Annotated in this window: 26 protein-coding genes; 14 read left to right on the top strand and 12 right to left on the bottom strand. The window is 59.8% G+C overall.

Annotated features, from left to right (window positions below; all coding sequences use genetic code 11):
• Window positions 1–406, bottom strand: a 406-nt coding sequence (locus ACTG4B_RS10235; RefSeq protein WP_439155601.1) for a tRNA-guanine transglycosylase, incomplete at its 3' end; no start/stop codon positions are given.
• A 52-nt stretch (window positions 407–458) separates the two neighbouring features.
• On the opposite strand from ACTG4B_RS10235, the gene rimK reads away from it, so the two are divergent.
• From rimK to ACTG4B_RS10210, 5 genes are all read left to right on the top strand, one after another.
• A complete protein-coding gene (gene rimK / locus ACTG4B_RS10230) occupies window positions 459–1,859 on the top strand; it encodes a 30S ribosomal protein S6--L-glutamate ligase (RefSeq protein ID WP_439155600.1) in 1,401 nt (466 codons plus the stop codon).
• Between the two features lie 89 nt (window positions 1,860–1,948).
• A complete protein-coding gene (locus tag ACTG4B_RS10225) occupies window positions 1,949–2,311 on the top strand; it encodes an SUF system Fe-S cluster assembly protein (RefSeq protein ID WP_439155599.1) in 363 nt (120 codons plus the stop codon).
• 32 nt (window positions 2,312–2,343) lie between these two features.
• Window positions 2,344–2,865: a sugar O-acetyltransferase gene (locus ACTG4B_RS10220; protein WP_439155598.1), complete on the top strand. Its 522-nt coding sequence runs from the start codon at window positions 2,344–2,346 to the stop codon at window positions 2,863–2,865.
• 91 nt (window positions 2,866–2,956) lie between these two features.
• On the top strand, window positions 2,957–4,174 hold the full coding sequence (locus ACTG4B_RS10215; protein ID WP_439155597.1) for a glycerophosphodiester phosphodiesterase family protein: 1,218 nt from the start codon (window positions 2,957–2,959) through the stop codon (window positions 4,172–4,174).
• Between the two features lie 152 nt (window positions 4,175–4,326).
• Entirely contained in the window at window positions 4,327–4,692 is a 366-nt protein-coding gene (locus ACTG4B_RS10210) for a HesB/IscA family protein (protein ID WP_439155596.1), read from the top strand.
• Here ACTG4B_RS10210 and ACTG4B_RS10205 read toward each other — a convergent pair.
• Window positions 4,681–5,586 carry an isopenicillin N synthase family dioxygenase gene (locus tag ACTG4B_RS10205; RefSeq protein WP_439155595.1) on the bottom strand — a complete coding sequence of 302 codons (906 nt, stop codon included), beginning with the start codon at window positions 5,584–5,586 and terminating at the stop codon, window positions 4,681–4,683. The genes ACTG4B_RS10210 and ACTG4B_RS10205 overlap by 12 nt on opposite strands.
• 88 nt (window positions 5,587–5,674) lie before the next feature.
• On the opposite strand from ACTG4B_RS10205, the gene tpiA reads away from it, so the two are divergent.
• A complete protein-coding gene (tpiA, locus tag ACTG4B_RS10200; RefSeq protein WP_439155594.1) occupies window positions 5,675–6,406 on the top strand; it encodes a triose-phosphate isomerase in 732 nt (243 codons plus the stop codon).
• Between the two features lie 41 nt (window positions 6,407–6,447).
• Here the strand turns inward: tpiA and ACTG4B_RS10195 are convergent, their stop codons facing one another.
• The 6 genes from ACTG4B_RS10195 to ACTG4B_RS10170 all read right to left on the bottom strand — a co-directional run bounded on the left by ACTG4B_RS10195 (window position 6,448) and on the right by ACTG4B_RS10170 (window position 13,843).
• Window positions 6,448–7,926, bottom strand: a complete 1,479-nt coding sequence (locus ACTG4B_RS10195; RefSeq protein WP_439155593.1) for a TRAP transporter large permease — start codon at window positions 7,924–7,926, stop codon at window positions 6,448–6,450.
• 4 nt (window positions 7,927–7,930) lie between these two features.
• On the bottom strand, window positions 7,931–8,614 hold the full coding sequence (locus ACTG4B_RS10190) for a TRAP transporter small permease (protein WP_439155592.1): 684 nt from the start codon (window positions 8,612–8,614) through the stop codon (window positions 7,931–7,933).
• 65 nt (window positions 8,615–8,679) lie between these two features.
• Window positions 8,680–9,696 carry a DctP family TRAP transporter solute-binding subunit gene (locus tag ACTG4B_RS10185; protein ID WP_439155591.1) on the bottom strand — a complete coding sequence of 339 codons (1,017 nt, stop codon included), beginning with the start codon at window positions 9,694–9,696 and terminating at the stop codon, window positions 8,680–8,682.
• 221 nt (window positions 9,697–9,917) lie between these two features.
• Window positions 9,918–10,742: a cobalamin B12-binding domain-containing protein gene (locus tag ACTG4B_RS10180; protein WP_439155590.1), complete on the bottom strand. Its 825-nt coding sequence runs from the start codon at window positions 10,740–10,742 to the stop codon at window positions 9,918–9,920.
• A gap of 132 nt (window positions 10,743–10,874) precedes the next feature.
• Window positions 10,875–12,101, bottom strand: a complete 1,227-nt coding sequence (locus tag ACTG4B_RS10175; RefSeq protein WP_439155589.1) for a sigma-54-dependent transcriptional regulator — start codon at window positions 12,099–12,101, stop codon at window positions 10,875–10,877.
• Entirely contained in the window at window positions 12,098–13,843 is a 1,746-nt protein-coding gene (locus ACTG4B_RS10170) for a sensor histidine kinase (RefSeq protein WP_439155588.1), read from the bottom strand. Before ACTG4B_RS10170 ends, ACTG4B_RS10175 begins: the two co-directional genes overlap by 4 nt.
• 71 nt (window positions 13,844–13,914) lie before the next feature.
• Here ACTG4B_RS10170 and ACTG4B_RS10165 point away from each other — a divergent pair, with 71 nt between their 5' ends.
• Window positions 13,915–15,084, top strand: a complete 1,170-nt coding sequence (locus ACTG4B_RS10165) for a cytochrome P450 (protein ID WP_439155587.1) — start codon at window positions 13,915–13,917, stop codon at window positions 15,082–15,084.
• Here the strand turns inward: ACTG4B_RS10165 and ACTG4B_RS10160 are convergent.
• Both ACTG4B_RS10160 and ACTG4B_RS10155 read right to left on the bottom strand, forming a co-directional pair.
• Window positions 15,068–15,976: an AEC family transporter gene (locus ACTG4B_RS10160; protein WP_439155586.1), complete on the bottom strand. Its 909-nt coding sequence runs from the start codon at window positions 15,974–15,976 to the stop codon at window positions 15,068–15,070. The two genes, ACTG4B_RS10165 and ACTG4B_RS10160, sit on opposite strands and share 17 nt — an antisense overlap.
• Before the next feature lie 38 nt (window positions 15,977–16,014).
• Window positions 16,015–16,476, bottom strand: a complete 462-nt coding sequence (locus ACTG4B_RS10155) for an Lrp/AsnC family transcriptional regulator (protein WP_439155585.1) — start codon at window positions 16,474–16,476, stop codon at window positions 16,015–16,017.
• Between the two features lie 135 nt (window positions 16,477–16,611).
• Here ACTG4B_RS10155 and cysG point away from each other — a divergent pair, with 135 nt between their 5' ends.
• The 6 genes from cysG to ACTG4B_RS10125 all read left to right on the top strand — a co-directional run bounded on the left by cysG (window position 16,612) and on the right by ACTG4B_RS10125 (window position 22,017).
• Window positions 16,612–18,003 carry a siroheme synthase CysG gene (gene cysG, locus ACTG4B_RS10150; RefSeq protein WP_439155584.1) on the top strand — a complete coding sequence of 464 codons (1,392 nt, stop codon included), beginning with the start codon at window positions 16,612–16,614 and terminating at the stop codon, window positions 18,001–18,003.
• Complete coding sequence (locus tag ACTG4B_RS10145) at window positions 18,003–18,302, top strand: DUF2849 domain-containing protein (RefSeq protein WP_439155583.1); 300 nt, start codon at window positions 18,003–18,005, stop codon at window positions 18,300–18,302. Before cysG ends, ACTG4B_RS10145 begins: the two co-directional genes overlap by 1 nt.
• A gap of 1 nt (window position 18,303) precedes the next feature.
• Window positions 18,304–19,974 (top strand): nitrite/sulfite reductase, encoded by a 1,671-nt coding sequence (locus tag ACTG4B_RS10140; RefSeq protein WP_439155582.1) that lies wholly within the window; start codon window positions 18,304–18,306, stop codon window positions 19,972–19,974.
• A complete protein-coding gene (locus ACTG4B_RS10135) occupies window positions 19,964–20,683 on the top strand; it encodes a phosphoadenylyl-sulfate reductase (protein ID WP_439155581.1) in 720 nt (239 codons plus the stop codon). Before ACTG4B_RS10140 ends, ACTG4B_RS10135 begins: the two co-directional genes overlap by 11 nt.
• Window positions 20,680–21,096, top strand: a complete 417-nt coding sequence (locus tag ACTG4B_RS10130; RefSeq protein ID WP_439155580.1) for a DUF934 domain-containing protein — start codon at window positions 20,680–20,682, stop codon at window positions 21,094–21,096. The genes ACTG4B_RS10135 and ACTG4B_RS10130 overlap by 4 nt, the downstream gene beginning before the upstream one ends.
• Window positions 21,097–21,168: 72 nt before the next feature.
• Window positions 21,169–22,017: a ferredoxin--NADP reductase gene (locus tag ACTG4B_RS10125; protein ID WP_439155579.1), complete on the top strand. Its 849-nt coding sequence runs from the start codon at window positions 21,169–21,171 to the stop codon at window positions 22,015–22,017.
• Between the two features lie 64 nt (window positions 22,018–22,081).
• On the opposite strand, the gene ACTG4B_RS10120 is transcribed toward ACTG4B_RS10125, so the two are convergent.
• A complete protein-coding gene (locus ACTG4B_RS10120) occupies window positions 22,082–22,759 on the bottom strand; it encodes a hypothetical protein (RefSeq protein ID WP_439155578.1) in 678 nt (225 codons plus the stop codon).
• Window positions 22,760–22,886: 127 nt separating this feature from the next.
• Between ACTG4B_RS10120 and infC the strand changes: the two genes are divergently transcribed.
• Complete coding sequence (gene infC / locus ACTG4B_RS10115) at window positions 22,887–23,483, top strand: translation initiation factor IF-3 (protein ID WP_439155603.1); 597 nt, start codon at window positions 22,887–22,889, stop codon at window positions 23,481–23,483.
• Window positions 23,484–23,678: 195 nt separating this feature from the next.
• Here infC and ACTG4B_RS10110 read toward each other — a convergent pair whose 3' ends face one another.
• A complete protein-coding gene (locus tag ACTG4B_RS10110; protein ID WP_439155577.1) occupies window positions 23,679–24,470 on the bottom strand; it encodes an FAD binding domain-containing protein in 792 nt (263 codons plus the stop codon).
• Between the last annotated feature and the right edge of the window lie 70 nt (window positions 24,471–24,540).

The following is a 24,540-nucleotide window of genomic DNA, read 5'->3' as shown; positions in this document are numbered from 1 at the left end:
GAATCTCCATCGACCGTTCTGGTGTCAGCTCGTGCTTCGACCCGTCGATATGCGATTTGAAGGTCACGCCTTTCTCGGTCAGTTTGCGCAGATCGGCCAGTGACATCACCTGAAACCCGCCGCTGTCCGTCAGGATCGGCTTGTGCCAGTTCATAAACTTGTGCAACCCACCCAGCCGGTCGATGCGTTCTGCCGTCGGCCGCAGCATCAGGTGATAGGTGTTGCCAAGCAAAATATCCGCCCCCGTGGCGGCGACACTTTCGGGCAGCATCGCCTTGACGGTGGCTGCGGTGCCCACGGGCATGAAGGCCGGCGTGCGGATGTCCCCGCGCGGGGTGCTGATGACGCCGGTGCGGGCCTTGCCATCGGTGGCATTCAGCGAAAAGGAAAATCTTTTGGTTGTCATCTGCGCGCGCTCCATGTTCTAGCCGTGATGGCAGAACCTTTGGATATATACCATGCAAGACGACGACAACCAGAGCACAGACGACATGACATTTGGCTGGGAAGAATGGGTGTCCCTGCCAATGCTGGGCCTGCCCGCGCTGAAGGCCAAGGTGGACACCGGCGCGCGCACCTCCGCGCTGCATGCGTTCGAGATCGAACCCTTTGGACCCGCCGACAAACCGCTGGTCCGTTTCAGCGTGCACCCCATCGCCGGACGCGACGATGTCGAGGTGTCGTGTTCCGCACCCTTGCTGGAACAGCGCGATGTGACCAGTTCGAACGGCGAGGTGGAAAACCGCTATGTGATCGAAACAAGGATCGAGGTTGCAGGCCGGTCATGGCCGATCGAGGTCACGCTGACCGATCGCCGCACGATGAGTTCGCGCATGTTGCTGGGCCGGCAGGCGCTGGGACCAGAGGTGAGCGTGCATCCCAACGAGAGGTTCTTTCAGCCGGAACTGGACTATGACGTCTACCTGCGCGGACGGCGGCGCAAGGTGCCCAAGCGGAGCCTGCGCATTGCCGTGCTGTCGCGCGAGAACAACTACTCCACGCGCCGCCTGATCGAAGAAGGCCACGCGCGCGATCACGTCGTCGAGGTGATCGACACCACGCGCTGCTACATGGCGATCAACAAAAATGCGCCGGCGGTCTATTACGATGGCAAGCGCCTGCCCCGGTTCGATGCGGTCATCCCGCGCATCGGTGCCTCGATCACGTCTTACGGCACTGCGGTCGTGCGGCAGTTCGAAACCATCGGCACCTATTGCGTGAATGCCAGCGACGGCATCGGCACCTCGCGCGACAAGCTGGCCGCGCATCAGGTGCTGGCACGCAACCGCATCGGGATGCCTGCCACCGCCTTTGCGTCATCACCCAAGGACACCGGCAACCTGATCGGGCTGGTCGGTGGTGCGCCATTGATCGTGAAACTGCTGGAAAGCACCCAGGGCAAAGGCGTTGTGCTGGCCGAAACCAAGAAAGCCGCCGACAGTGTGATTTCCGCCTTTCGCAACCTGCAAGCCAATTTCCTCGTGCAGCAATTCGTGAAAGAGGCCAATGGCGAAGACATCCGCTGCATGGTTATCGGCGGCAAAGTCGTGGGGGCAATCAAACGCAAGGCCGCCGAAGGCGAATTCAGGTCCAACCTGCATCAGGGCGGCGCGGCCACCAAGGTGCGGATCACGAAAGAGGAACGCGAAACCGCCCTGCGGGCTGCAAAAGCCTTGCATTTGAACTTTGCCGGAGTGGATATGCTGCGCGGGGAGGATGGACCAAAGGTGCTAGAGGTCAATTCATCCCCCGGCCTTGAAGGGATTGAAAAGGCGACAGGGCGCAACATCGCCGCCGATCTTTTTGCGGAAATCGAAAACCGTGTGCAGCTACGCGCGCCGCTCCGGTCAAAGAAATGAAGCACGCACACTGACCGGATGCGACGCCGGGGCTTTACGGCACCGGGGACAAATCCTATATGTTTGGTCAGGAATAAGGGAACAGGCGTATGACCGATACCAACAGCCACCTTGAAGGCGCGCCGCTGATTGCGCCATCGACAACCGACCACCCTCTTTACGAGGACATCGTGCAGGCCTGTCGGTCTGTCTATGATCCTGAAATCCCTGTCAATATCTATGACCTTGGTTTGATCTATACCATCGACATCAAGGACGACAACGCCGTCAACGTGATCATGACACTGACAGCACCTGGCTGTCCCGTTGCCGGTGAAATGCCCGGCTGGGTTGCAGATGCCATCGAACCCCTGCCCGGCGTCAAGCAAGTGGATGTGGAAATGACGTTCGAGCCGCAATGGGGCATGGACATGATGTCTGACGAAGCGCGGCTGGAACTGGGGTTCATGTAGGCGTCTTGCCTGTCCCTGACCAAAAATCCCTGATGATTGCGGGTAAACTTTACCGCCCCGGCGATCCCGAACTGGTGGCCGCGCGCAAACGTGCACAGCTACTGATGCGTGATTATAACGCGACCTTGTATGGCGATGACGCCGAACGCGCCAAGTTGCTGGCTGAACTTCTGGGTCGCGACGAAGGCGCCGTCATCCGCCCGCCATTTTACGTGGATTACGGCAGCAATATACATCTGAGCGCAGGGGTGTTCCTGAACTATGGCTGTGTTCTGCTGGACGTCTGCCCTATCGACATTGGAACCGACACCCAAATCGGCCCCGGCACGCAGATCCTGACCGCAGACCATCCGCGTGACCCGGCCGTGCGGGCGCAAGGACTTGAGATGGGCAAGCCCGTCAAAATCGGGACAAATGTCTGGATCGGCGGCGGCGCCTTGGTGTTGCCCGGCGTCACCGTCGGCGATGATGCCGTGATTGGTGCAGGCGCCGTTGTCACACGCGATGTCGCGGCAGGCGCAACGGTGGTCGGAAACCCCGCCCGCCCGCGCTGATCCGTCTTGTCGCGCCAGCGTTACCATTCTGTCAGCCCCGCGTTACAAGAACACGGCATGAGACATCCATTGATCTTTGATGGAGCATCCCATGACACGGCTTTCCCTGACACTTCTGGCGGCCCTTGCAGGCACCACGGCAATCGCCGACGCGCATCTGTCCTATGGACCGCGCCCCGCCTATCTGATCGCACAGATGGATGACAGCCCCCTGAAAACCAAGCTGGAATCCTGTGCCGCCCAGACACCTGCGCGGACCGGCTTTTCCATCGGTCACCGCGGCGCGCCGCTGATGTTCCCCGAACACACGGTCGAATCGAATGTGGCTGCCGCCCAGATGGGCGCGGGTATTCTGGAATGCGACGTGACCTTTACTTCAGATCTGGAACTGGTCTGCCGACACGCGCAAAACGACCTGCACACGACAACCAACATCGTCGCAAGCGATCTGGCTGACAACTGCACCACGCCTTTCAGCCCCGCCAGCGGCGACACGCCCGCCAGCGCCGAATGCCGCACATCCGACCTGACACTGGCTGAATTCAAGACCCTGTCGCCCAAGATGGACGCCGCCGACAACAGCGCAACCACACCAGAGGCCTATCTGGGCGGCACCGCCGATTTCCGCACAGACCTGTATTCTGGCAACGCCACGCTGATGACCCACGCCGAATCCATCGCCCTGTTCCGTGATCTGGGTGCGAAATTCACCCCCGAGCTGAAATCAGCCGCGGTGGAGATGCCTTATAACGGATTTACCCAGGCCGATTACGCCCAAAAGATGATCGACGCATACAAGGCCGCAGGCGTGCCTGCATCGGATGTCTGGGCGCAGTCGTTCAACCTTGATGACGTGCTGTACTGGATCGAAAACGAACCTGAATTTGGCGCGCAGGCGGTTTATCTTGATGACCGCTACGAAGCTTTTGACGAAGACGAAGGTGCAATCGACCCCAATAATCCTGCGACCTTCAAGCCGACGATGAAGGACCTGGCCGATATGGGCGTGAACTATATCGCGCCTCCGCTGTGGATGCTGCTGACGCTGGAAAACGGCGCCATGGTGCCATCCGCCTATGCACAAGAGGCCACCGCCGCGGGGCTGAACATCATCACATGGACGCTGGAACGGTCCGGCCCGCTGGCGTCCGGCGGTGGCTGGTATTATCAATCCGTGACCGATGCGATCGACAACGATGGCGACTACTACGAAGTGCTTGACGTGCTGGCGCAGGATGTCGGCATCGTGGGCATGTTCAGCGATTGGCCGGCGACAACCACATATTATGCGAACTGCGTGGGGCTTTGACGCCATCAGCGGACGCATGACACGGCAAAGGGGCGCGACAGGCGCCCCTTTTTGTCTTTGGTGCAGATCACAACTGTGCCGATAATGTCCTGCCCGCTTGGAATTGTGGCGCAAGTATCCTAAGTGTGTAGAAGACACGCAAGGAGCATCCCATGTTCGGTATCCCCGGCAAACAAGCTGTGACGATCACACCCAAGGCCGCAGCCCAAATCGCGAAACTGATGACCAAGGACGGGCATCAGGGATTGCGCATTGGCGTCAAGAAAGGCGGCTGTGCGGGCATGGAATACACGATGGACTATGTCACCGAAGTCGATCCCCTTGACGAAGTCGTAGAGCAAGACGGCGCGCGGGTGATGATTGCCCCCATGGCGCAGATGTTCTTGTTCGGCACCGAAATCGACTATGAAACGTCACTGCTGGAATCCGGGTTCAAGTTCCGCAACCCAAATGTGGTCGATGCCTGCGGCTGTGGTGAATCGATAAAGTTTGATGAAAAACTGGGGTCAAACGCCTGAACCCATGTGGATGTATGTCTCATCGAACCGTTTTTGCAGATGATCCACGGCCATGATGGGCGGGGCGCCTGCCGGTGACACATCAGTATCATAGTCGGGGTTGAAAAACAGCGGCACGGAAATACGCGCCTGCTTTGTCCCCTTGACCCGATGCGGTGTCGCCCTGATCCGCCGATTGGTCCACATTTCCAGCATTTCGCCGAAATTGATGATGAATTCACCCTGCGGGGCCTGCACAGGTATCCAGCCACCACCACGCTGGCGCACCTCCAGGCCCGGCGACCCGTCGGTGGCCAGCAGCGTCAGGCAGCCATAGTCTGTGTGGGTGGCAATCCCGAAATCCTTGTCCCCGGCCCAGACGGGGCGTTCCGGATAATAATTGCCCCGCAACAGCGCCATGGGCTTGTCGAATTTATCGGCGAAATACGCGCCGTCCTCGCCCGCAGCATCGGCAATGCTACAGAGCAAGTCCCGCGAAAACGCAGTTGTCGCGGCAAAATAGGCCCGCAGGGTATCGGCAAAACCGGCAGGTTCGTCGGGCCACAAATTTGGCGCATAGCACGGCATGTCACGCAGCGGGTCATCTTCGGGTAATTCCAGGCCGCAATCGAAAACCTGTTTGTAGTCAGGGTTTGCATCGGGATCGACACGTTCAGACCCGGCAGCCCCCCAGCCACGGTTCGCCCCGGTGCGGGCCATATCGATCGCGGCCTTTTTCGCGGCAGGCAAGGCATAGAAAGCCCGGTAGGCATCAATCACCCGGCTGACATCGTCGGCGGAAATCGGTGTGTTATGGACGGTCAGAAACCCGACCTCTGTTGCGCCTAGCCGGGCTGCCGCGCGGGCCTCGGGTGCGCCAGCCAACAAGGCCATTGCATCGACTCTGGGGATCATTGTCATCCTCTCCTGATGGGCAAGGCTCTTTCCCTGTTGCGCCTTGCTTGCTACCACATAGGCAATGACATGCATCAAAGGAACCACCATGCCCCGCAAACTTGCCGCCGGAAACTGGAAGATGAACGGGCTGCGCGCCGATCTGACCCAGCTTGAAACACTCGCCGCGCGGCACTCCGATGCATCGGTTGATATCCTGATCTGCCCTCCGGCCACCTTGATCAGCCAGTGCAAGGATCTGCTGTTCGACATCGGCGGGCAGGATTGCCACACGTTGATGGCGGGTGCGCATACCGGCGATATCAGCGCGAAGATGCTGGCCGATGCCGGGGCCAGCCATGTGATCACCGGCCATTCTGAACGGCGCATGGATCATGGCGAAACCGATGCTATCGTCGCGGCGAAATCACAGGCCGCCCATGCCGCAGGGCTGGTTGCGGTGATCTGCATCGGCGAAACGCGCGACCAACGCGAGGCGGGAACGACGCTGGATGTGATCGACAGCCAGCTTGCGGGGTCTGTTCCGGATGGTGCGGGTGCCTATAACACCGTGATCGCCTATGAACCGGTATGGGCCATCGGCACCGGCAAGGTGCCAACGCTTGACCAGATCAGGCAGGTTCACGGCCATATCCGCGCGCGGATGCGGGCCCGTTTCGATGATGCTGCCGAGATGCGCATTCTTTATGGCGGATCGGTCAAGGCCAGCAATGCGGCTGATATCTTTGCCGTGCCTGACGTCGATGGCGCGCTCGTCGGAGGGGCCAGCCTGACCGCCGATGACTTTTCGCCGATCATCACCGCACTTGAGGCAAGCTGACGGGATTGCCGCACAAATTTCGCGAAATTTGTGCGGCCTTGTTATTTGACCACAATCTCCGGCCCCATAAAGGTAGTCGGCAACCAGGTCGAGATGGCCGGGATATAGGTGATCATGATCAGGAACACGAAAAGCACGGCCAAAAATGGCAGCGCGGCACGCACCACGGCCATCATCGGCATACCTGCGACGCCGGATGTGACAAACAGGTTCAGCCCGACAGGTGGCGTGATCATCCCGATTTCCATGTTCACGACCATGATGATACCCAGATGGATCGGGTCGATCCCAAGCTGAATAGCAATCGGAAACACCAGCGGCGCGACAATCACGATCAGCCCTGACGGTTCCATGAACTGTCCGCCAATCAACAAGATGACGTTGACCATCACCAGGAACATGATCGGCCCGAAACCGGCATCAAGCATCGCACCCGCGATATGCTGCGGGATCTGCTCGTCCGTAAGGACATGCTTGAGTAGCAGCGCATTTGCGATGATGAACATCAGCGTGATGGTCAGTTTTGCACCCTCGAACAATGTTTCGCGGGTGTCCTTGTGAAAGAACGCCGTGATCAGCGCCCATGGCTTTTGCAGCAGGCTTGATTTCTGCGGCACGGCGGCGGCGGACAGGCTTACCGCCATACCCTGATAAAGATTGCCGTCGGCATCCCGCGCGGCCAGCGGACCCATGTCACGATAGATGAACGTGGCCACGACAAAGGCATAGACTGCCGCGACGGCGGCGGCCTCGGTTGGGGTAAACGCCCCACCCTGCCAGTAAATCGGGCTCAGTCCTTCCTCGAACCGGATCCAGGGGTGGCCATAGATGCCGCCCATGATGATCACGATCAGCAACAGGCCCCAAAGAGCATCCCGAAAGCTGTCGAAAATCTCGCCCCAGCCGGCCCAATCCCCCTTGGGCATATTCTTGATCCGGGCGATGACATAAATCGTCACCATCAGCATAACGCCGGCCATGATACCGGGGATCACACCGGCCAGGAACATCCTGCCGACAGACACATCCGTGGCCGAAGCGTAAACGACCATAACGATGGATGGCGGGATCAGGATGCCCAGAGTGCCTGCGTTACAGATCACACCGGCGGCGAATTCCTTGGTGTAGCCCACTTGCGTCATGGCCGCGATCACGATCGACCCGATCGCGACCACAGTGGCGGGCGACGAGCCCGAAAGAGCCGCGAACATCATGCAGGCGAACACGCCCGCGATCGCCAGACCGCCTTGTAAATGGCCCACACAGGCAATGGCAAAGCGGATGATCCGTTTCGCCACGCCGCCGGTGGACATGAACGATGACGCCAGCACGAAAAACGGAATGGCCAGCAGCGTGTAATGCCCGGCCATCGCCAGATACAACGACTGGGCCACAGCGGCGAGCGAGGTATCGGAAAAAGCCAGCTGAAAAATGATCGAGCTGACACCAAGGGCCACGGCTATCGGCACACCGATCAGCAAAAGGCCAATAATCATCAGAAAAAGCAGTGCGACTTCCATTGGCTCATGATTCCTTGTTCAGCTTGGCGGCTTCTTTCACCGCATCTTCGGCTTCGTGGCTGACGATCAGGCTTTCGGCTTCATCGGTCCAGATGCGCCAGACGGCCTGACAGACCCGGAACAGGATCAGGACGGCGGCAATCGGCAGGATGGTATAGGGGATCATGCGGGGCATCTTGGAATAACGCTCGCCATAATTGATCCAATCCTCCAGAAACCGCAGTGCTTCGGGCATCGGGATCTGGTCAGTCTCAAAAAAACTGCGGCCCCGCGCACCGGTATCGAAACCGGTTGGAAACCAGGTGCCGGTCGTGGGTGGCAGATCGGCAAAGGGTGCCCATTGATCCCAGGCCCCTTTCAGTAACAGCATCGCGTAAAAAATTGTCACAGCGCCGGCAATCAGTGCAACCACCTTGCGCGGTCCCGGTGCCAGCAGGTTGGTAATGGCGTCGACGCCCAGATGGGCAGTCACCTTGAAGCCATAAGAGACGCCAAACAACACAAGCCATGCAAATAGCACAAGCACGACTTCGAGGCTCCAGATGATCGAACTGTTGAACCCGTAGCGCATGATCACATTTACAAACGTCAGCATGGTCATCAGGCCAATCAGGATCGCGATCACGTTTTCCTCTAACCCGTGAACCGCGCGGCCCACCGGCCCCTTTGGTGCGTATTTGCTGCTCATCATGCCCTCCCCGGGGTTGCAGAAAGACGGCCCGGGGTCAGTCCCCGGGCCGTCGGTCTTTCAGCTTACATGGCGGCGTTGATCGCCTGTGCCGCATCGATGTTTTCCTGACCGACTTCGTCAGCGAACTGTTCCCAGACGGGTTTCATCGTTTCGACCCAGACTGCACGCTGTTCAGGTGTCAGCTGACGCACGGTGCCACCAGCATCCAGAATGGCTTGCTTGGCCTCTGCGTTGACGCGGCTGGATTCGCCATTGCGCGTCTCGGTCACTTCCTGAAGGATCGTCAGAAACTGATCGCGGGTATCTGCATCCAGGCTATCGAGCCAGTCAACCGAGGCCACGACAAGATAGTCGATGATCCCGTGGTTGGTTTCGGTAATCCCGTCCTGCACCTCAAAGAATTTCTGGCCATAAATATTGGACCATGTGTTCTCTTGGCCATCCACAACGCCGGTCTGTAGCGCGCCGTAGACTTCGGAAAATGCCATTGGCTGTGGGGATGCGCCCAGCGCTTCCATCTGGGCGACAAGCACGTCGGACGGCTGAACGCGGAATTTCAGGCCGTTCGCATCGGATGGCGTTTCCAACGGCACGTTGGCGCTGATCTGCTTCATGCCGTTGTGCCAGAACTGCAAGCCCTGAAGACCACGACGCTGCATGGCATCCTTCATCGCCTGACCCGCTTCCGAGCTTTGAAAGGCGTCTACCGCATCAACGTTCTTGAACATGAACGGCAGGTCGAAAAGGCGGTATGCCTTGGTGATGGATTCAAACAGCGACAACGAAGGCGCCGCCAATTGCACGTCGCCGCGCAACATCGCCTCGATTACCTGCTCGTCGGTGTAAAGCGTCGAGTTCGGGAACACCTCCATGCACATGGTGCCGTCCATCTCGGTGTTGATCCGTTCCATCAGCAGGGACGCGGCGATCCCCTTGGGGTGACGGTCAGTGTTGGTGACGTGGCTGAACTTGACAACGATTTCACCGTCATCGCAGCCAGCGGCGTGGGCATCGGCCTGCGCCATCGTCGCCGTGATCGAGATTGCAGCCAATGCAGCAGCAGTTTTCAAAAAGGTCATTATATCTCCTCCCTAGAGAATGGAACGTCGCCCTGTTCAGGCGGACGGTGCCAAAAGATAGCCGCCCAAGCACGACCGCAAGCGTTTTCGCGGAATGCGCAAGAATCCGGATAAATTGTTGGTTTTATTTGCGTTTATTTAGCTTTGTAGATGCGCAAACATCATATTGGGCGAAAATCCACACATCTAACACCCCGGTCAGTGCGGGTTTTCACACACACCTACCCGGCTTCCAGCAAGCCTTTGATCGTCGGCACCGCGCTGTCCAACCGGTGAATGACAGCATCGACGCCGGTGATTTCGGCGATCCTTGGAAAGTGGGTCAGGATTTTACCGGCAACGACGACATGTGCCAAAGGTTGCGTGATCCGCAGTGCAACGATCAGGCGGCTTAGCGTGCCCAGCATCTGGTCTGAATTAGCAACCAAAAGGATAACCTTGTAATTGCGACTCTCGCTGCGCGCGACAACTTCGTCATGTGACATGTCCAACGCCAGATCAATGTCCCAGCCTTCGCGGCGGAACATGTCAGTCACGATCTCGATGCCCAATGTGTGCGTTTCATTGGGAACCAAGGTAAAGAACACGGGGCATTCGTCACGGTCTTTTCCGATGTCGGATGCCAGCACGTGACGCAGGCCACGAATAATCCGGTAAAGCCGGCCACTGGCCAGCGTAACTTCCATGAACGACGCGCTGTCGTCTTCCCACATCTCGCCCAGGCGGCGGGCCGCACCCACTACATAGCCAAGATAGATATCACGCGTCTCAGCCCCTTCACGCTGAGCCGCAAGGACGATCTTTTCGCCCGCACTTTCATCAGGCGACCGCAAGGCCGCGCAGAAATCATCAATTTCCAGGGATGTCGGAAGGTGTTTGGATTTAGGGGATTTGGGCATTCGAAACGCCAGGCGCTTTACAACCTCTTGCGCCAGAACGGAGACCGACTCTTTCGGTAACGCCCGTTCGACGTACCGCAGATGTTTACCGGTCCGCTCGTATTCCGAACGATCAAATATCTCTTCGCTCATCGGCGCATTTGACACGGACGTCCCTCCCCTGTGGCCTTCCAAACGCGGCTCCCGACACTTTGATGGCTGGGTGACCGTGCACAACCGCATACAAGCTAGCACAGTTCATATGACACCAGATGTGTCAGAATGTCGCGCCTACTGAACCTAGGTTCGAAAATCCTCTGCGCGCAGACCATGCTTTTTCAATTTGTCGTAAAAGGTCTTGCGCGGCAGTTGCAGTTCACGGGCAACCTGTGTGGCGCGACCCGCGTGGCGGCGAAGTGCCGCGATCAACAGTGACCGTTCCACCTGGTTCATCTGCGCAGCCAACCCCGCGCCGCCCTTGCTGTCGCTTTCATCCAACCCCAGCGCGAACCGCATCGCGACATTCATCAGCGCACGCGCATTGCCCGGCCAATCCTGAGCCATAAGCCTGGCCGTAAGATCGGCCGTAATTGGCTGCGGCGTCAGGTTTGCCTGCTCGCAGGCCTGCGCGACGTAATGCTGGAACAACACCGGGATGTCTTCGGGGCGTTCGCGCAGGGCCGGAATGCGCACGCGCATCAGATCCAGCCGATAGAACAATTCGGCATTCACATCACCGCTGCTGACAGCAGCCTGAATGTCGCGCGTGGTGCCTGCCAGCACCCGCGCGGCCCCGCGATCTTCCAGCTGGTCCAGCAGCAACAGTTGCACCGCCGGATCCAGCGTCGTGATTTCATCAATATAAAGCGTGCCATCCAGCACGTCGGCAAAGGCCGCCCGTAGCCCCGCCGCGTCCAGCGACGCCGCCGCCCGCTTGATAAAGGGGCGTGAAGCGGCTGGGGACAAAAGGTGGATCACTTCGGCTATCTTGGACGTGCCGGACCCCTGTTCGCCGACAATCAGCGCCTCGGTACCGGCACGGGCCACCGCGCGTGCCTGATTACGCAGGTCCTCGGCCAACCTGGACTGCCCCGACAACATCCGCGAAGCGGCATCGCCGACCTCCAGTTCATGCTTGAGACGTCGGTTCTCCAACACCAGCGCGCGGGCCTTCAGCGCCCTTTCAACGACCGCTACCAAATCCTGCGGCGCACAGGGTTTTTCCAGAAAATCATAGGCACCTGCCGACATGGCACGCACGGCCATCGGGATATCCGCCTCGCCCGTCAGCAGGATTACCGGCAATTCCGGGTCCAGATCGCGCATGTAATCCAGCAGATAGAACCCGTCACGGCCCGGCATCCGGATGTCGGTGATGACCACACCGGCGAAATCAGCCTTCAGCTGATCCTTGGCCTCGACAAAAGACCCCGCCACCCGTGCGTCGAGATTTGCCAGTTCCAGCGTCTGGCCCAGCGCCTCGCGGATGTCACGGTCATCATCAACAAGCAAAACAAGCCGGGTCATGCTGCGGCCTGTCGCAGGACGCTATCGAGTTCCACGGTAAAGACCGCACCGCCATCGGGGTGATTGCGCCCCCGGATTGCACCACCAAAACTCTGGACCAGCCCGTATGAGATCGACAGGCCCAGCCCCATGCCCTCGGCAGCACCCACCGCCTTTGTCGAATAGAAAGGATCAAAGATTTTTTCAGGCTCTGCAATGCCCGGACCGGTATCGCGCACGGTGACACGGGTGCGCGCACCGTTCCGGGTGACCGCGATATGAACGATCCTTGTCGCGCTGTCTTCCATGGCATCCATCCCGTTTGTCACCAGATTAAGGATCACCTGCTGCAAGCGCACCTCGCCGCCGCGCACGATCACGGGTTCCGCCGGGCGGTCCCATTCCAGCAAGACTTGATCCTGTGCGGCCCGGGGGGCAACGATTTCCAGCACCGCGTCAATCACGGTGACGATATCGACATCCTTGGGCGGTTCGTCCTCTTGTCGGGCAAAGGCGCGGAGGTTGCGGATAATCCGCCCCATGCGGCGGGCCAGCTCCGAAATACGGCCAAGGTTTTGTGCCGCAATGTCGGGCTTGCCCCTGTCCAGAAACCCTTGGGCGTTTTCGGCAAATGACCGTATCGCAGTCAGCGGCTGGTTCAATTCATGGCTGATCCCTGCCGACATCTGGCCCAATGCCGATAGTTTGCCCGCTTGCACCAGATCATCCTGCGCCTTTTGCAGACGCGCCTCGGCGGCAGTGCGTTCGGCAACTTCGCGGCGAAGATCGGTATTCAAGGCAGACAATTCCGCCGTGCGGTCGCGGACCCGCCGCTCCAGCCGTTGATTCAAGGCCGTCAGCGTCCGCCGCCGTTGTGTCGCCATGAATAGCAACAAACCGAAAGCCAGACATACAGCCGCCACGACCGCAGCCTGCAAACTGGCCAGCTGCAGCGCCGGTGTCACATCGACCAAAACCTCGCCAACCAGATTGATGACCGGCAGATCCAGCGTCAAATGCAGCGCCCGCGCTGGCAGGTAACGCCCCCCATCCACATCCCAAACTTCATAACCACTGACCATTCCTTCGGTGTAGCGTACGAATGGAATGGCCCCCAACGTTGCATCACGGGCCCCGTCCAGCCGCGACCGGAGCAACAGTTCGGACCTGTTCGACAGGAAAATTACCCCCTGATCATCCGTGAAAAACACCGCAGGTCGCGCACCGCGCCAGGCGGCTTCCACGATTTCGACATCGGCATAAACAACCAGCGCCCCCGCGACCGGCCCCCGGGCTGAAAAAATCGGCGCAGCAAAGGCGAACGCCCTGTCAGGGTAAGCCCCGCCATAAAGATGCGAAAAGCCCAATGCACCATCCAGCGCCCTTTCGAAATAGGGCCGCCCCACATGATCGATCTTTGGCGCACCGGCCGTTGTCAGCACGCTGTTGCCCCGCGCATCCACCAGCATGATGTCCAGTGCGCCGGTCTTGTCCGCAATCCGTTGCAGCACAGGTCGGATCATTTCCGCCGGCGTCAGCCCGGCCATCACCGGCTGCAATTGCGGATGATCAGCAGTCAGCACCGCCAATTCGCGAAACCGGCGCAATTCTCCCGTCAACCGGTCCGATGCCAGCGCCAGATCAGACCGCGCCCGCTGTTCCAGCTGCCCCAATGCAGAAACATAACCATACCACCACACGCCCGCAGAAAAGGCTGTCACCGCCGCCAAGAAGGCGGCAATCACAAAAAGCCGAGGGCGCAAAAATCTCTCCATGTGCATCAGCATATCCAGCGCCTCTTGCGTTGACCAGACAGGCAAGGCAAACGAAAGCCATGAAAAAATTGCAGCAATCGCCGACCGATCCCTCCTTTGTGCAAGACCCCTACCCGTTCTACGACCGTGCGCGGGCAATGGGTGATTTCTTTTGGTGGTCCGACTATGAAATGGCCTGCGCGGTCAGTCACAAGGCGGTCCATGCCGTGCTGCGTGACCGGCGGATGGGGCGCGAATGTCCACCTGAACTGGTCCCCGCAACCCCCGCCGCGCTGCAACCCTTCTTTGACGTCGAAGCCCATTCGATGCTGGAGCTGGAACCGCCGCGCCACACGCGGTTGCGGTCTTTGGTGCTGCGGGCATTTACCAGCCGCACGATTGCCGCACTTGAACCCGAGATTACCCGGCTTTGTCACGATCTGATCGACAGGTTCCCGTCCGGGCCGTTCGACCTGCTGGCGGCCTATGCACAGCCGGTGCCGGTCGTCATCATCTCGCGCCTGCTGGGCGTGCCCGAAGACCGCGCCGATGATCTGCTGCGCTGGTCCAACGCGATGGTCGCGATGTATCAGGCCCGGCGGACACCGGAAATCGAAGCCGCAGCCATCGCCGCCACCAATGACTTCGTGGCGTTCATGCGCAGCTATGTCTCGAAGCGCCGCGCCACGCCGACCGATGATCTGATCTCGACCCTGATTGCCGCTGGACAGGACGGCGAAAAACTGACGACGGACGAATTGATCACGACCTGCATCCTGCTGCTGAATGCCGGGCACGAGGCCACAGTGCACACGCTGGGCAACGGCACCAAGACCCTGCTGGAACGTAATATATCAACGATTACAGATCTTTGTGTTGAGGAAATCATCCGGTTTGATCCGCCTCTGCATATGTTCACACGCTGGGTTTACGAGGATGCGCAGATCGGTAGTCACAGCTTCAAACGCGGTGATCAGATCGCCTGCCTGCTAGGGGCCGCGAACCGTGATCCGGCAGCCTATGCCGCGCCGGATACGTTCGATCCGGCGCGCAGGGGCCCGCAGAACACCAGCTTTGGCGGCGGGATCCATTTCTGCGTTGGCGCGCCACTGGCCCGGCTGGAATTGCGGATCGCCCTGCAAGTATTGTTCAGCCGCTGCCTTGATCTGACGTTGAGCGCGCCGCCACGATATGGCGATGTCTACCACTTTCACGGGCTGGAACGGTTGATGGTCAGCCGTAGCCGATGACCAGCAAGACCAGCGGGATCGTGACAACCGCCGCCATGGTCTGCGCCGTGACCAGCCCCGCCATATAGGTCCCATCGCCACCAAACTGCCGCGTCAGCACATAGGCCGTAGGTGCCGTCGGAATGGCGCAGAAAACGACCAGTACCAGCGCCTCGACCCCTTCCAGCCCCATGGCTCGCCCGATGACCGCGGCCAGCAGCGGCATTCCCAACAGGCGAACCGCACCATTCCCCGCCAGCGCGCCCATATCCTGCCGCAACGCCCCCGGCCGCAGTGCGGCACCAACACACAACAGGCCCAAAGGCAGGCTGCCCTGTCCCAGCAACGCAAAGAACTGTCCGATACCAAATGGCAAACCAATCCCGGTCAACGCAATGACGATCCCGGCAAGGCACGCCAAAATCAGCGGATTGCGCAGCACCATGCGCAGCAGCGCCACAGGACGCCGCGCGGCCCCGGCATCGGTCAGCGCGATGATCGAAAGCACATTGACGAGCGGCACTGCCACGGCCAACAACACCGCCGCCCGTTCCAGCCCCGCAGGTCCGCCAAGGCTCGCCGTGATCGCAAGACCCAGATAGGTGTTGAACCGCACGACCCCCTGCAAAGAGGGACCAAAGCGCGCTGCTGGCATCGGGGTAAGCCGGCGCACCACCGCAAGCGTCCCTGCGGCAAGGCAAATCGTGACGATCACCGCCAACCCCAGCCGCAGGATCGCCGGGTCGCGTACTGGCGCGTCCGACAGGCTTGATACCAGCAGCGCCGGGAACAGGATGAAATAGTTCACCCTCTCGGCCGCAGGCCAGAACCCCGGTTCCGGAAAGCCGCCGCGCGCCATGACGTAGCCCAGACAGATCAGCGCGAACAGCGGCCAGATCGTGATGAATATCATGTCAGAACCTCAAACCGGGACGCCTCATTTGACCCGATCTAAAGTGGCAGCGCCACTGTCGATTTGATTTCCTCCATCGACAAAAGTGCCGTGACGTTGTGCACTTTCACTTCTGAAATCAGCGCCTGATAAAACGTGTCATAGGCCCGCGCATTTTTCACCCGCACCTTCAGGATATAATCGATGTCCCCCGCAAGGCGGTGCGCCTCTTGCACCTCTGCGCGGGATTTCAACGCATGCAGAAACTTCGCCTGCCATTCCGCATCATGTTCCGACGTGCGGATCAGGACAAAGAAGCATGCCTCGAACCCCAGCGCTTCTGCGTCAAGCAAGACGGTTTGCTGGCCGATGATCCCGGCTTCGCGCATCTTGCGAATGCGATTCCAGACAGGGGTCTTGGATGACCCCACACTCTTGGCAATTTCGTCCAGCGATTGCGCCGCGTCCGCCTGCAGCGCCGCCAAGATTTTCCGATCCACAGCGTCTATCCGCACTGACATTCTCTTTTCTCCACCTTTACAGGACAACCCGTCCAAATTCAGGATCAACTGGAACAAACATCCTTAACTGACCTCTGGGGGAGGCAAATAGCAGAACATTGTTCTATATTGAAGACAGGAAATCAGAGGCGCATCATGCAACACTTCCCGATCTTCATGGCCGTCGCAGGCCGCCGCATCGTTCTTTCAGGCGGTGGCGATGCTGCCATGGCCAAACTGCGCCTGCTGATGAAGACCGAAGCACGCCTGACGGTCGTTGCCGCCGACATCACCCCAGAAATCGAACGCTGGGCCGCGCAAGGCAAGCTGCGTGTGATCCGCCGCGCAATGGACAAGGGTGATACGATTTGCGCGGCATTGTTCTATGCCGCAAACGAAGATGCCGCCGAAGACGCCCGCGTCGCGGCCATTGCCCATGCCGAAGGTGCGCTGGTCAATATCGTGGATAACCTGCACGACAGCCAGTTCATCACCCCCGCAATCGTCGACCGCGATCCGGTGACAGTGGCCATCGGCACCGAAGGCGCCGCCCCTGTCCTGGCCCGTGCGATCAAGGCCGACATCGAAGCACGCCTGCCGCAATCGCTTGGCATTCTGGCCCGCATCGGCAAGACCTTCCGCCACGCGGTCGAGGTGCTGCCAATGGGGCGCAGGCGCCGCGATTTCTGGGCCGACTTCTATTTCAACGCAGGCCCCAAGGCATTTGGCGACAAAGGCGCGGCAGGCGTGATCCCGACGCTCGAAACCCTTCTTGATGCCCACATTGCGGCCACTCAAAAGGCCGGTCATGTCGACCTTGTCGGCGCAGGTCCGGGCGACCCGGAACTCTTGACGCTCAAGGCGCGCAACGCGCTCGACAAGGCTGACGTGGTTATTCACGACCGCCTGGTCACGCCAGAAATCCTGGAGCTTGCCCGCCGCGAAGCAATCATCATCGACGCGGGCAAAGAAGGTTTCGGCGCATCCATGGCGCAGTCCGACATCGACGCGCTGATCGTTGCCCACGCGCAGGACGGGCACCATGTCGTGCGCTTGAAAGCGGGTGATCCGACCGTGTTCGGGCGGCTGGACGAAGAGATCGCAGCATTGGAATCCGCTGACATCTCTTATCAGGTCATTCCCGGCATCACTGCCGCCTCTGCTGCCGTGGCCAACATCGGCCAAAGCCTGACCAAACGCGGCCGCAATTCCGCCGTGCGGCTGATTACCGGGCATGACACCAAGGGCTACGCAGACCACGACTGGCGCGCACTGGCGCAATCAGGCGAGGTCGCGGCGATCTACATGGGCAAGAAATCCGCCCGCTTCATTCAGGGCCGTCTGCTGATGCATGGGGCGGATCCCTGCACGCCCGTCACGATCATCGAAAACGTCAGCCGCGCAGACCAGCGCATCATCGCCACCACGCTGGCCGACATGGAACCGACCATGACACAGGCCAACCTGACAGGCCCCGCGATCACATTTCTTGGCCTCGCCCCGCGCGACGCCGCAGCCTACGCCAATCAACGCAAGGAGTTCGCGTAATGCCCCGCGCTTTCACCCCCAAGGTCGTGACCGCCAATGCCCTGCTCGAAGGCGACGCCGTTTGGCTGACCGAAGATGACACATGGACCCGCGACATTGCCAAGGCCGAGCTGATGACAGACGAGGCCCACGCCGACCTGCGCCTGCTGGAGGCACGATCACGGCAGGCCGAAATCGCCGGGGCCTATCTGGCCGAGGCAAAACCCGGTGCCGCAGGCCCTGAACCTACCCACTTCCGAGAGGATTTCCGCACGCGCGGGCCATCCAACTATCGGCACGGCAATCAGGCAGAGCTTTAAAATGTACGTATACAATGACTTCGACGACGCATTTGTGCGCAGCCGCGTGGCCCAGTTTCGTGGGCAGGTGGAACGCCGTATTGACGGTTCCCTGACAGAGGATGAATTCAAGCCGCTGCGCCTGATGAACGGGCTCTATTTGCAACTGCACGCCTATATGCTGCGGGTCGCCGTACCTTATGGCACGTTGAACCCCGCCCAGATGCGGCAACTGGCGATGATCGCCGACCGCTGGGACAAGGGCTATGGCCATTTCACCACGCGCCAGAACATCCAGTACAACTGGCCCGCCCTGCGCGATGTGCCGGATATGCTGGACGCGTTGGCCGATGTCGGCATGCACGCGATCCAGACCAGCGGCAACACGATCCGCAACGTGACAGCCGACCATTTCGCCGGTGCTGCCGCTGACGAAATCGAAGACCCGCGCGCGATTGCCGAATTGCTGCGCCAGTGGTCCACCGACCATCCCGAATTCCAGTTCCTGCCGCGCAAGTTCAAGATCGCCGTCACTGGTGCTGCCGAAGATCGCGCAGTCACGAAAGCCCATGACATTGGCCTGCGCATGGTGCGCAATGCCGATGGCGAACCTGGCTTCGAAGTGATCGTCGGTGGTGGCCTTGGCCGGACGCCAATGGTCGGCAAGGTCCTGCGCGACTTCCTGCCCAAGGCTGATTTGCTGGCCTACTGCGAAGCAATCGTCAGCGTGTACAACCTGCTGGGCCGCCGCGACAACAAGTACAAGGCGCGGATCAAGATCACCGTCCATGAAAACGGGCTGGAGAAGATACAACAACTGGTCGAAGACCGCTTTGACGCGATCCGTCCCGGTTTTACCGGTCATGATCAGGCCCTGCTGACCGAAATCGAAACTGCCTTTGCTCCGCCTGCTTTCGCGACCAAATCCACGGACGGGTACGAGGCCGCACGCCTTGCCAATCCCGCGTTTCGGTCGTGGACCGACACCAATCTGGCGGCGCACAAGGCAGACGGATATGCGATTGTGTCGATCAGCATCAAGAAACACGGGGCAACGCCCGGCGATGCCACATCTGACCAGATGCGCGCCATGGCCGATATCGCCGAACGCTTTGGGCACAACGAACTGCGGATCAGCCACGAGCAGAACGTGATCCTGCCGCATGTGCATCAGTCGGACCTGCCGGCGGTCTATGCCGCCCTGCGCGCCGCCGATCTGGCCACCGCCAACATCGGGCTTGCCTCTGACATCATCGCCTGCCCCGGCATGGACTACTGCGCGCTGGCCACGGCCCGTTCGATTCCAATCGCGCAGGAAATCGCGACCCGCTTTGATGAATTGAAGATCGAGCACGACATTGGCCAACTCAAGATCAAGATATCCGGCTGCATCAACGCCTGCGGGCATCACCATGTCGGCCATATCGGGATTCTTGGTCTGGATCGCGCAGGCGTGGAAAACTACCAGATCACGCTGGGCGGCGACGGTACACAGACGACAAGTATCGGCGAACGCGCCGGACCGGGGTTCAGCGCTGACCAAATCGTGCCAGCCATCGAACGGCTCGTGACCGGTTATCTCGACCTGCGTCACGATGCCGATGAAACCTTCCTGCAGGCCTATCGCCGGCTTGGCATGGCCCCTTTCAAAACCCTTCTCTACCCAGCCGAGGACAAAGCAGATGCCGCTTAAGGAACTGGCCGAGCGCCGCAACATCCTGCACCGTAAATCCGACACCCAGACTGTGCTGCGCCATGCGCTGACGGATGGGGAAATCGGCAAGATCGCGATTGTGTCTTCTTTCGGGGCCGAAAGCGTCGTGTTGCTGCATATGGCCGCGCATATCCGCAAGGACGTGTCGGTGATCTTTCTGGATACCGAAATGCTGTTCCCCGAAACACTGGACTATCAGCGCCGGGTTGCGCAAACGCTGGGCCTGACCGACGTCCGCGTCAGCACGCCGAACCGCGACGCGGTTCTGACAGAAGACGTGGACGGTCTGTTGCATCAGGCCGACACGGACGCCTGCTGCGATCTGCGTAAAACCCGGCCACTCGAAGACGCCCTGCAAGGGTTCGGCGGCTGGATAACCGGGCGCAAACGCTATCAGGGCGGGCAACGGGCGGAACTGCCGCTTTTCGAAAAAGAAGGGCGCAGGATCAAGGTCAATCCGCTGGCCAACTGGACGGCCGGGGATCTGCGCACCTATATCACCGATCACGGCCTGCCGCGGCATCCGCTGGTCGCGCGCGGGTTCCCGTCAATCGGCTGCATGCCCTGCACCACCCGCGTCGGTGCCCACGAAGACCCACGCGCGGGCCGCTGGCGTGACAGCGACAAATCGGAATGCGGGATTCATTTTGAAAACGGCCGCATGGTGCGGGAAGGGAAAGCAGCATGAACGTGATCGTCACCGATACCGGCTTTGCCAACGACGACTGGACAGGCGCATTCCGCGACGCTGCGAATTGTGCGGCCAACAACTGCGACTGCGCGGTGGACATCCCTTCAGACGCCGCCCCCGCGACCTTGCCGCGCTATGCCAATGCACCGATGATCCGCATCGATTTCCCGTCCTTCGCGGACGGACGCGGGTTTACATTGGCGGCGATGTTGCGGCGGGCGGGGTTCAAGGGCCGTCTGCGCGCGCGCGGGCATGTGCTTGCCGATCAATACGCCATGGCCCGCCGGTCCGGCTTTGACGAGGTCGAAATCGACCCCGACCTTGCCGCGCGGCAGCCTGAAAACCAATGGCTGGCCCGTGCGGACTGGAAAAATCACGACTACCAGGCCCGTTTGCGCACCCAAAATTAAGACGCACCCTTTCCCTGATCCATATCAATGACTAAGACGGAGGGCGGCCCCATCAGGGTCGCCAGTAGACATATGACAGAGCAGACACCCGTGACCCTAGACACCGCCAAGCCCGTGCCCACCCTGCCCGACGCGCAGACAGTGACGCAGGTGAAACATTACACCGACCGGCTTTTCTCCTTTCGGGTGACACGGCCCGCCAGCCTGCGCTTTCGGTCCGGCGAATTCGTCATGATCGGCCTGATGGGCGACCCGCACCCTGAAACCGGTAAGCAAAAGCCGCTGCTGCGCGCTTATTCCATCGCCTCACCATCCTGGGATGAAGAGCTGGAGTTCTATTCGATCAAGGTTCCCGACGGCCCGCTGACGTCGCGTTTGCAGCATATCCAGCCGGGAGACGAGATCATCCTGCGGCCCAAGCCCGTCGGCACGCTGGTCCATGACGCGCTGCTGCCCGGCAAGCGTCTTTACTTCTTTGCCACCGGTACCGGCTTTGCCCCTTTCGCATCACTGCTGCGCGAACCTGAAACATATGAAAACTATGACGAAGTCATCATCACCCACACCTGCCGCGACGTGGACGAACTGACCTATAGCCGCGAGCTGATCGAAAATCTGAAGTCAGACGAGATGATGCTGGAACTTCTGGGACAGGAAAACCTGGACAAGATACGTTATTATCCCACGACGACACGCGAACAAAGCCCCAAGATGGGGCGGATCACCACACTGATCGAAAACGGCGAACTTTTTGTCGATCTGGGTGTGCCGCCACTGGACCCCGCCACGGATCGGGCAATGGTCTGCGGATCGCTGGCGTTCAACCATGATATCAAGGCACTGCTGGAAAAAGCGGGCCTGCACGAAGGTGCCAATTCAGACCCCGGCCAGTTCGTCATTGAAAAGGCTTTTGTTGGATAAACCACTGTCGTGACAGCGAAAGGCCCGCATCACTCACGATGCGGGCCTGTTCTTGATGTCGCACTTACTGGCCGATGAATTGCCTGATCTGGTCCAGCACGGGCTGCAAAAGGACAGGGTTTTCCTTGGCCGTATTGACCGCGTTGGTCAGCGTGGCTTTCTGTTCTTCAGGGATGTCAGCATTTTCGATCAGGATCAGCACCCGGTCCGCATTGAACCCTTCAACCGTCAGTAGCTCGTCCGACTGTTCCATGATGTCATTCGTGGTCGCGGCCTGGGTGCCGTCGGTCATTGCCTCTTCGGCAGCATCTGCGGCTTCGGCAACAGCCTCTGCCGCTTCGGATGCAGCTTCTGTCGCGGCTTCAACGGCCTCTTCTGCGGCGCCAGATGTACCCTCCATCACAGCCTCTGCCGCAGCAGCGGCCTCTTCTGCAGCAGCCTGTGCTGCAGCCTCGGCTTCGGCAGCAGCGGTGGCGGCGGCTTGCTCTGCAGCAGCGGCGGCTTCCTCAGCCTCTTGCAGGGCCGCTTGTTGTGCGGCTTCGGCGGCGGCCTCGGCTTCGGCAGCGGCAGCCTCTGCTTCGGCGGCAGCTTGCGCTGCGGCAGCCTCGGCTTCGGCCTGTTGTCTTGCGGCCTCTCCGGTCAGAACGGATACCGCCTCTGCCGGGGCACGTCCATTAACGGCATACTGATACCCAAAAAAACCAAGCACGGCTGCAATGACGATGATGATAATCGCTCTCATTGATCTGATCCTTCCTGTTGGCCCAAAGGACCGTTGTTGATGTCTTAGCATATGGGGACGCAGGAAAGCCGGATCAACGGAACGATTGGCGATAAACCGCCCCTTTTCCGGTTGAAGCGGGCGCAGACTGAGTCTAGCGTGCAGGCTACGCAATTGGAACAATCAAAGGATAAAGACCATAGGACGCAGACCACATAACGCGCCACCGCAGCGCGATACCGGCCCACGGATCAATGACCGTATCCGTAGCAGCGAAATCAGACTCATCGGGGCCGATGGTGAAAACGTCGGCGTCGTCACGCCTGAACGTGCCATGGTCATGGCCGAGGAGGCGGGGTTGGATCTGGTCGAAATCTCACCCAATGCGACGCCGCCGGTGTGCAAGATCATGGACTACGGCAAATTCAAATACGAGACCCAGAAAAAAGAAGCCGAGGCGCGCAAGAAGCAGAAGATCATCGAGATCAAGGAGGTCAAGTTTCGTCCGAACACTGACCAGCATGATTACGAAGTGAAAATGCGCAATGTGTTCAAGTTTCTGGAAAACGGCGACAAGGTGAAAATCACCCTGCGTTTCCGTGGCCGTGAAATGGCCCACCAGGAACTCGGGCGGCAGTTGCTGGAACGCGTGGCTGAGGATACCAAAGAGACAGGACGGGTCGAAAACTTTCCCAAGATGGAAGGTCGCCAAATGGTTATGCTGATCGGGCCACTGCCGAAATAGCACTTTTGGCTGGCCGCTCTCGGCATGTGCTGCGCAAACGCCCTGACTTTTCGTCAGGGCGTTTTCGATTCGTGATCGATTCTTTCAGCAGCCCAACGGAACGTCCTGGCGGGTAATGCCGCGCAAATGCTTCTTCCGTCACGAGGAACGGGCCCCAAAAACCCCTTGGCTGACCCGATCACCCGGTATTGTCGCTCAGCTTGCGGCTGCAACAGCCCTTTTCGTCATCACGCCGACAAGATGGGCACGATATGCAGCAGAGCCATGCAGATCGGCAATCATACCCTCTTCGGGAACGTTCAGCCCTTCCAGCGCGTCGCCGGTGAAATTCGCGGTTAATGCTGCCTCTGCCTCGGTCCAGCGAAACACGCCTTCCTCGGACGCGCCGGTAACGGCCACGCGCACGCCATCCGCATATTTCGCGACAAAAACACCGACCAATGCGAAACGGGACGCAGGCTGGACAAACTTTTGATAATTCGCCACCACTGGCACGGGAAACCGCACCTCGGTGATAACCTCGCCTGCGTCCAAGGCTGTTGTGAACATGCCTTGAAAGTAATCGTCGGCCGCAATCTTGCGCGCGTTGGTCATGATCGTGGCTCCCGATCCAAGGGCGGCCGCAGGATAACATGCCGAGGGATCGTTATTGGCCAGCGATCCGCCAATCGTGCCGCGGTTACGCACGGCCGGATCACCGATATGGCTGGCAAGTGCGGCCAGCGCGGGATAATGCGCTGCGGCCTGCCCGGCAACCGCGGCATGGGTGGTCGCCCCCCCGATACAGACTGACCCGTCATCGTCTTGACATACACCCTGCATCTCGCCAATTCCGCTCAGGCTGATCAAGCTGCCGGGCATCGCCAGCCGCGCCTTCAACGTCGGGATCAGGGTCTGCCCGCCACCCAAAGCCTGCGCATCCTCTGCCTGCAACGCCGCGACCGCATCGGCGATCGTGGCGGGCCGTTCTATCTCAAAAGCATACATCGTTCGTCCTTTCGTGCGACAAAAGTGGCCCATGGCCCTTCTTTTGTTCAAAAATACCTCGGGGGTCCGG

This window comes from Yoonia sp., from assembly GCF_965660735.1.
Classification (GTDB): Bacteria; Pseudomonadota; Alphaproteobacteria; order Rhodobacterales; family Rhodobacteraceae; genus Yoonia.
This window is presented reverse-complemented; position numbering and strand designations above follow the sequence as displayed.

Bases quoted from the DNA above. Each gene is read 5' to 3' on its own strand.
- rimK (WP_439155600.1), top strand. From the start codon at position 459: ATGCAAGACGACGACAACCAGAGCACAGACGACATGACATTTGGCTGG.
- ACTG4B_RS10225 (WP_439155599.1), top strand. From the start codon at position 1,949: ATGACCGATACCAACAGCCACCTTGAAGGCGCGCCGCTGATTGCGCCA.
- ACTG4B_RS10220 (WP_439155598.1), top strand. From the start codon at position 2,344: ATGATTGCGGGTAAACTTTACCGCCCCGGCGATCCCGAACTGGTGGCC.
- ACTG4B_RS10215 (WP_439155597.1), top strand. From the start codon at position 2,957: ATGACACGGCTTTCCCTGACACTTCTGGCGGCCCTTGCAGGCACCACG.
- ACTG4B_RS10210 (WP_439155596.1), top strand. From the start codon at position 4,327: ATGTTCGGTATCCCCGGCAAACAAGCTGTGACGATCACACCCAAGGCC.
- ACTG4B_RS10205 (WP_439155595.1), bottom strand. From the start codon at position 5,586: ATGATCCCCAGAGTCGATGCAATGGCCTTGTTGGCTGGCGCACCCGAG.
- tpiA (WP_439155594.1), top strand. From the start codon at position 5,675: ATGCCCCGCAAACTTGCCGCCGGAAACTGGAAGATGAACGGGCTGCGC.
- ACTG4B_RS10195 (WP_439155593.1), bottom strand. From the start codon at position 7,926: ATGGAAGTCGCACTGCTTTTTCTGATGATTATTGGCCTTTTGCTGATC.
- ACTG4B_RS10190 (WP_439155592.1), bottom strand. From the start codon at position 8,614: ATGAGCAGCAAATACGCACCAAAGGGGCCGGTGGGCCGCGCGGTTCAC.
- ACTG4B_RS10185 (WP_439155591.1), bottom strand. From the start codon at position 9,696: ATGACCTTTTTGAAAACTGCTGCTGCATTGGCTGCAATCTCGATCACG.
- ACTG4B_RS10175 (WP_439155589.1), bottom strand. From the start codon at position 12,101: ATGACCCGGCTTGTTTTGCTTGTTGATGATGACCGTGACATCCGCGAG.
- ACTG4B_RS10165 (WP_439155587.1), top strand. From the start codon at position 13,915: ATGAAAAAATTGCAGCAATCGCCGACCGATCCCTCCTTTGTGCAAGAC.
- ACTG4B_RS10160 (WP_439155586.1), bottom strand. From the start codon at position 15,976: ATGATATTCATCACGATCTGGCCGCTGTTCGCGCTGATCTGTCTGGGC.
- ACTG4B_RS10155 (WP_439155585.1), bottom strand. From the start codon at position 16,476: ATGTCAGTGCGGATAGACGCTGTGGATCGGAAAATCTTGGCGGCGCTG.
- cysG (WP_439155584.1), top strand. From the start codon at position 16,612: ATGCAACACTTCCCGATCTTCATGGCCGTCGCAGGCCGCCGCATCGTT.
- ACTG4B_RS10145 (WP_439155583.1), top strand. From the start codon at position 18,003: ATGCCCCGCGCTTTCACCCCCAAGGTCGTGACCGCCAATGCCCTGCTC.
- ACTG4B_RS10140 (WP_439155582.1), top strand. From the start codon at position 18,304: ATGTACGTATACAATGACTTCGACGACGCATTTGTGCGCAGCCGCGTG.
- ACTG4B_RS10135 (WP_439155581.1), top strand. From the start codon at position 19,964: ATGCCGCTTAAGGAACTGGCCGAGCGCCGCAACATCCTGCACCGTAAA.
- ACTG4B_RS10130 (WP_439155580.1), top strand. From the start codon at position 20,680: ATGAACGTGATCGTCACCGATACCGGCTTTGCCAACGACGACTGGACA.
- ACTG4B_RS10125 (WP_439155579.1), top strand. From the start codon at position 21,169: ATGACAGAGCAGACACCCGTGACCCTAGACACCGCCAAGCCCGTGCCC.
- ACTG4B_RS10120 (WP_439155578.1), bottom strand. From the start codon at position 22,759: ATGAGAGCGATTATCATCATCGTCATTGCAGCCGTGCTTGGTTTTTTT.
- ACTG4B_RS10110 (WP_439155577.1), bottom strand. From the start codon at position 24,470: ATGTATGCTTTTGAGATAGAACGGCCCGCCACGATCGCCGATGCGGTC.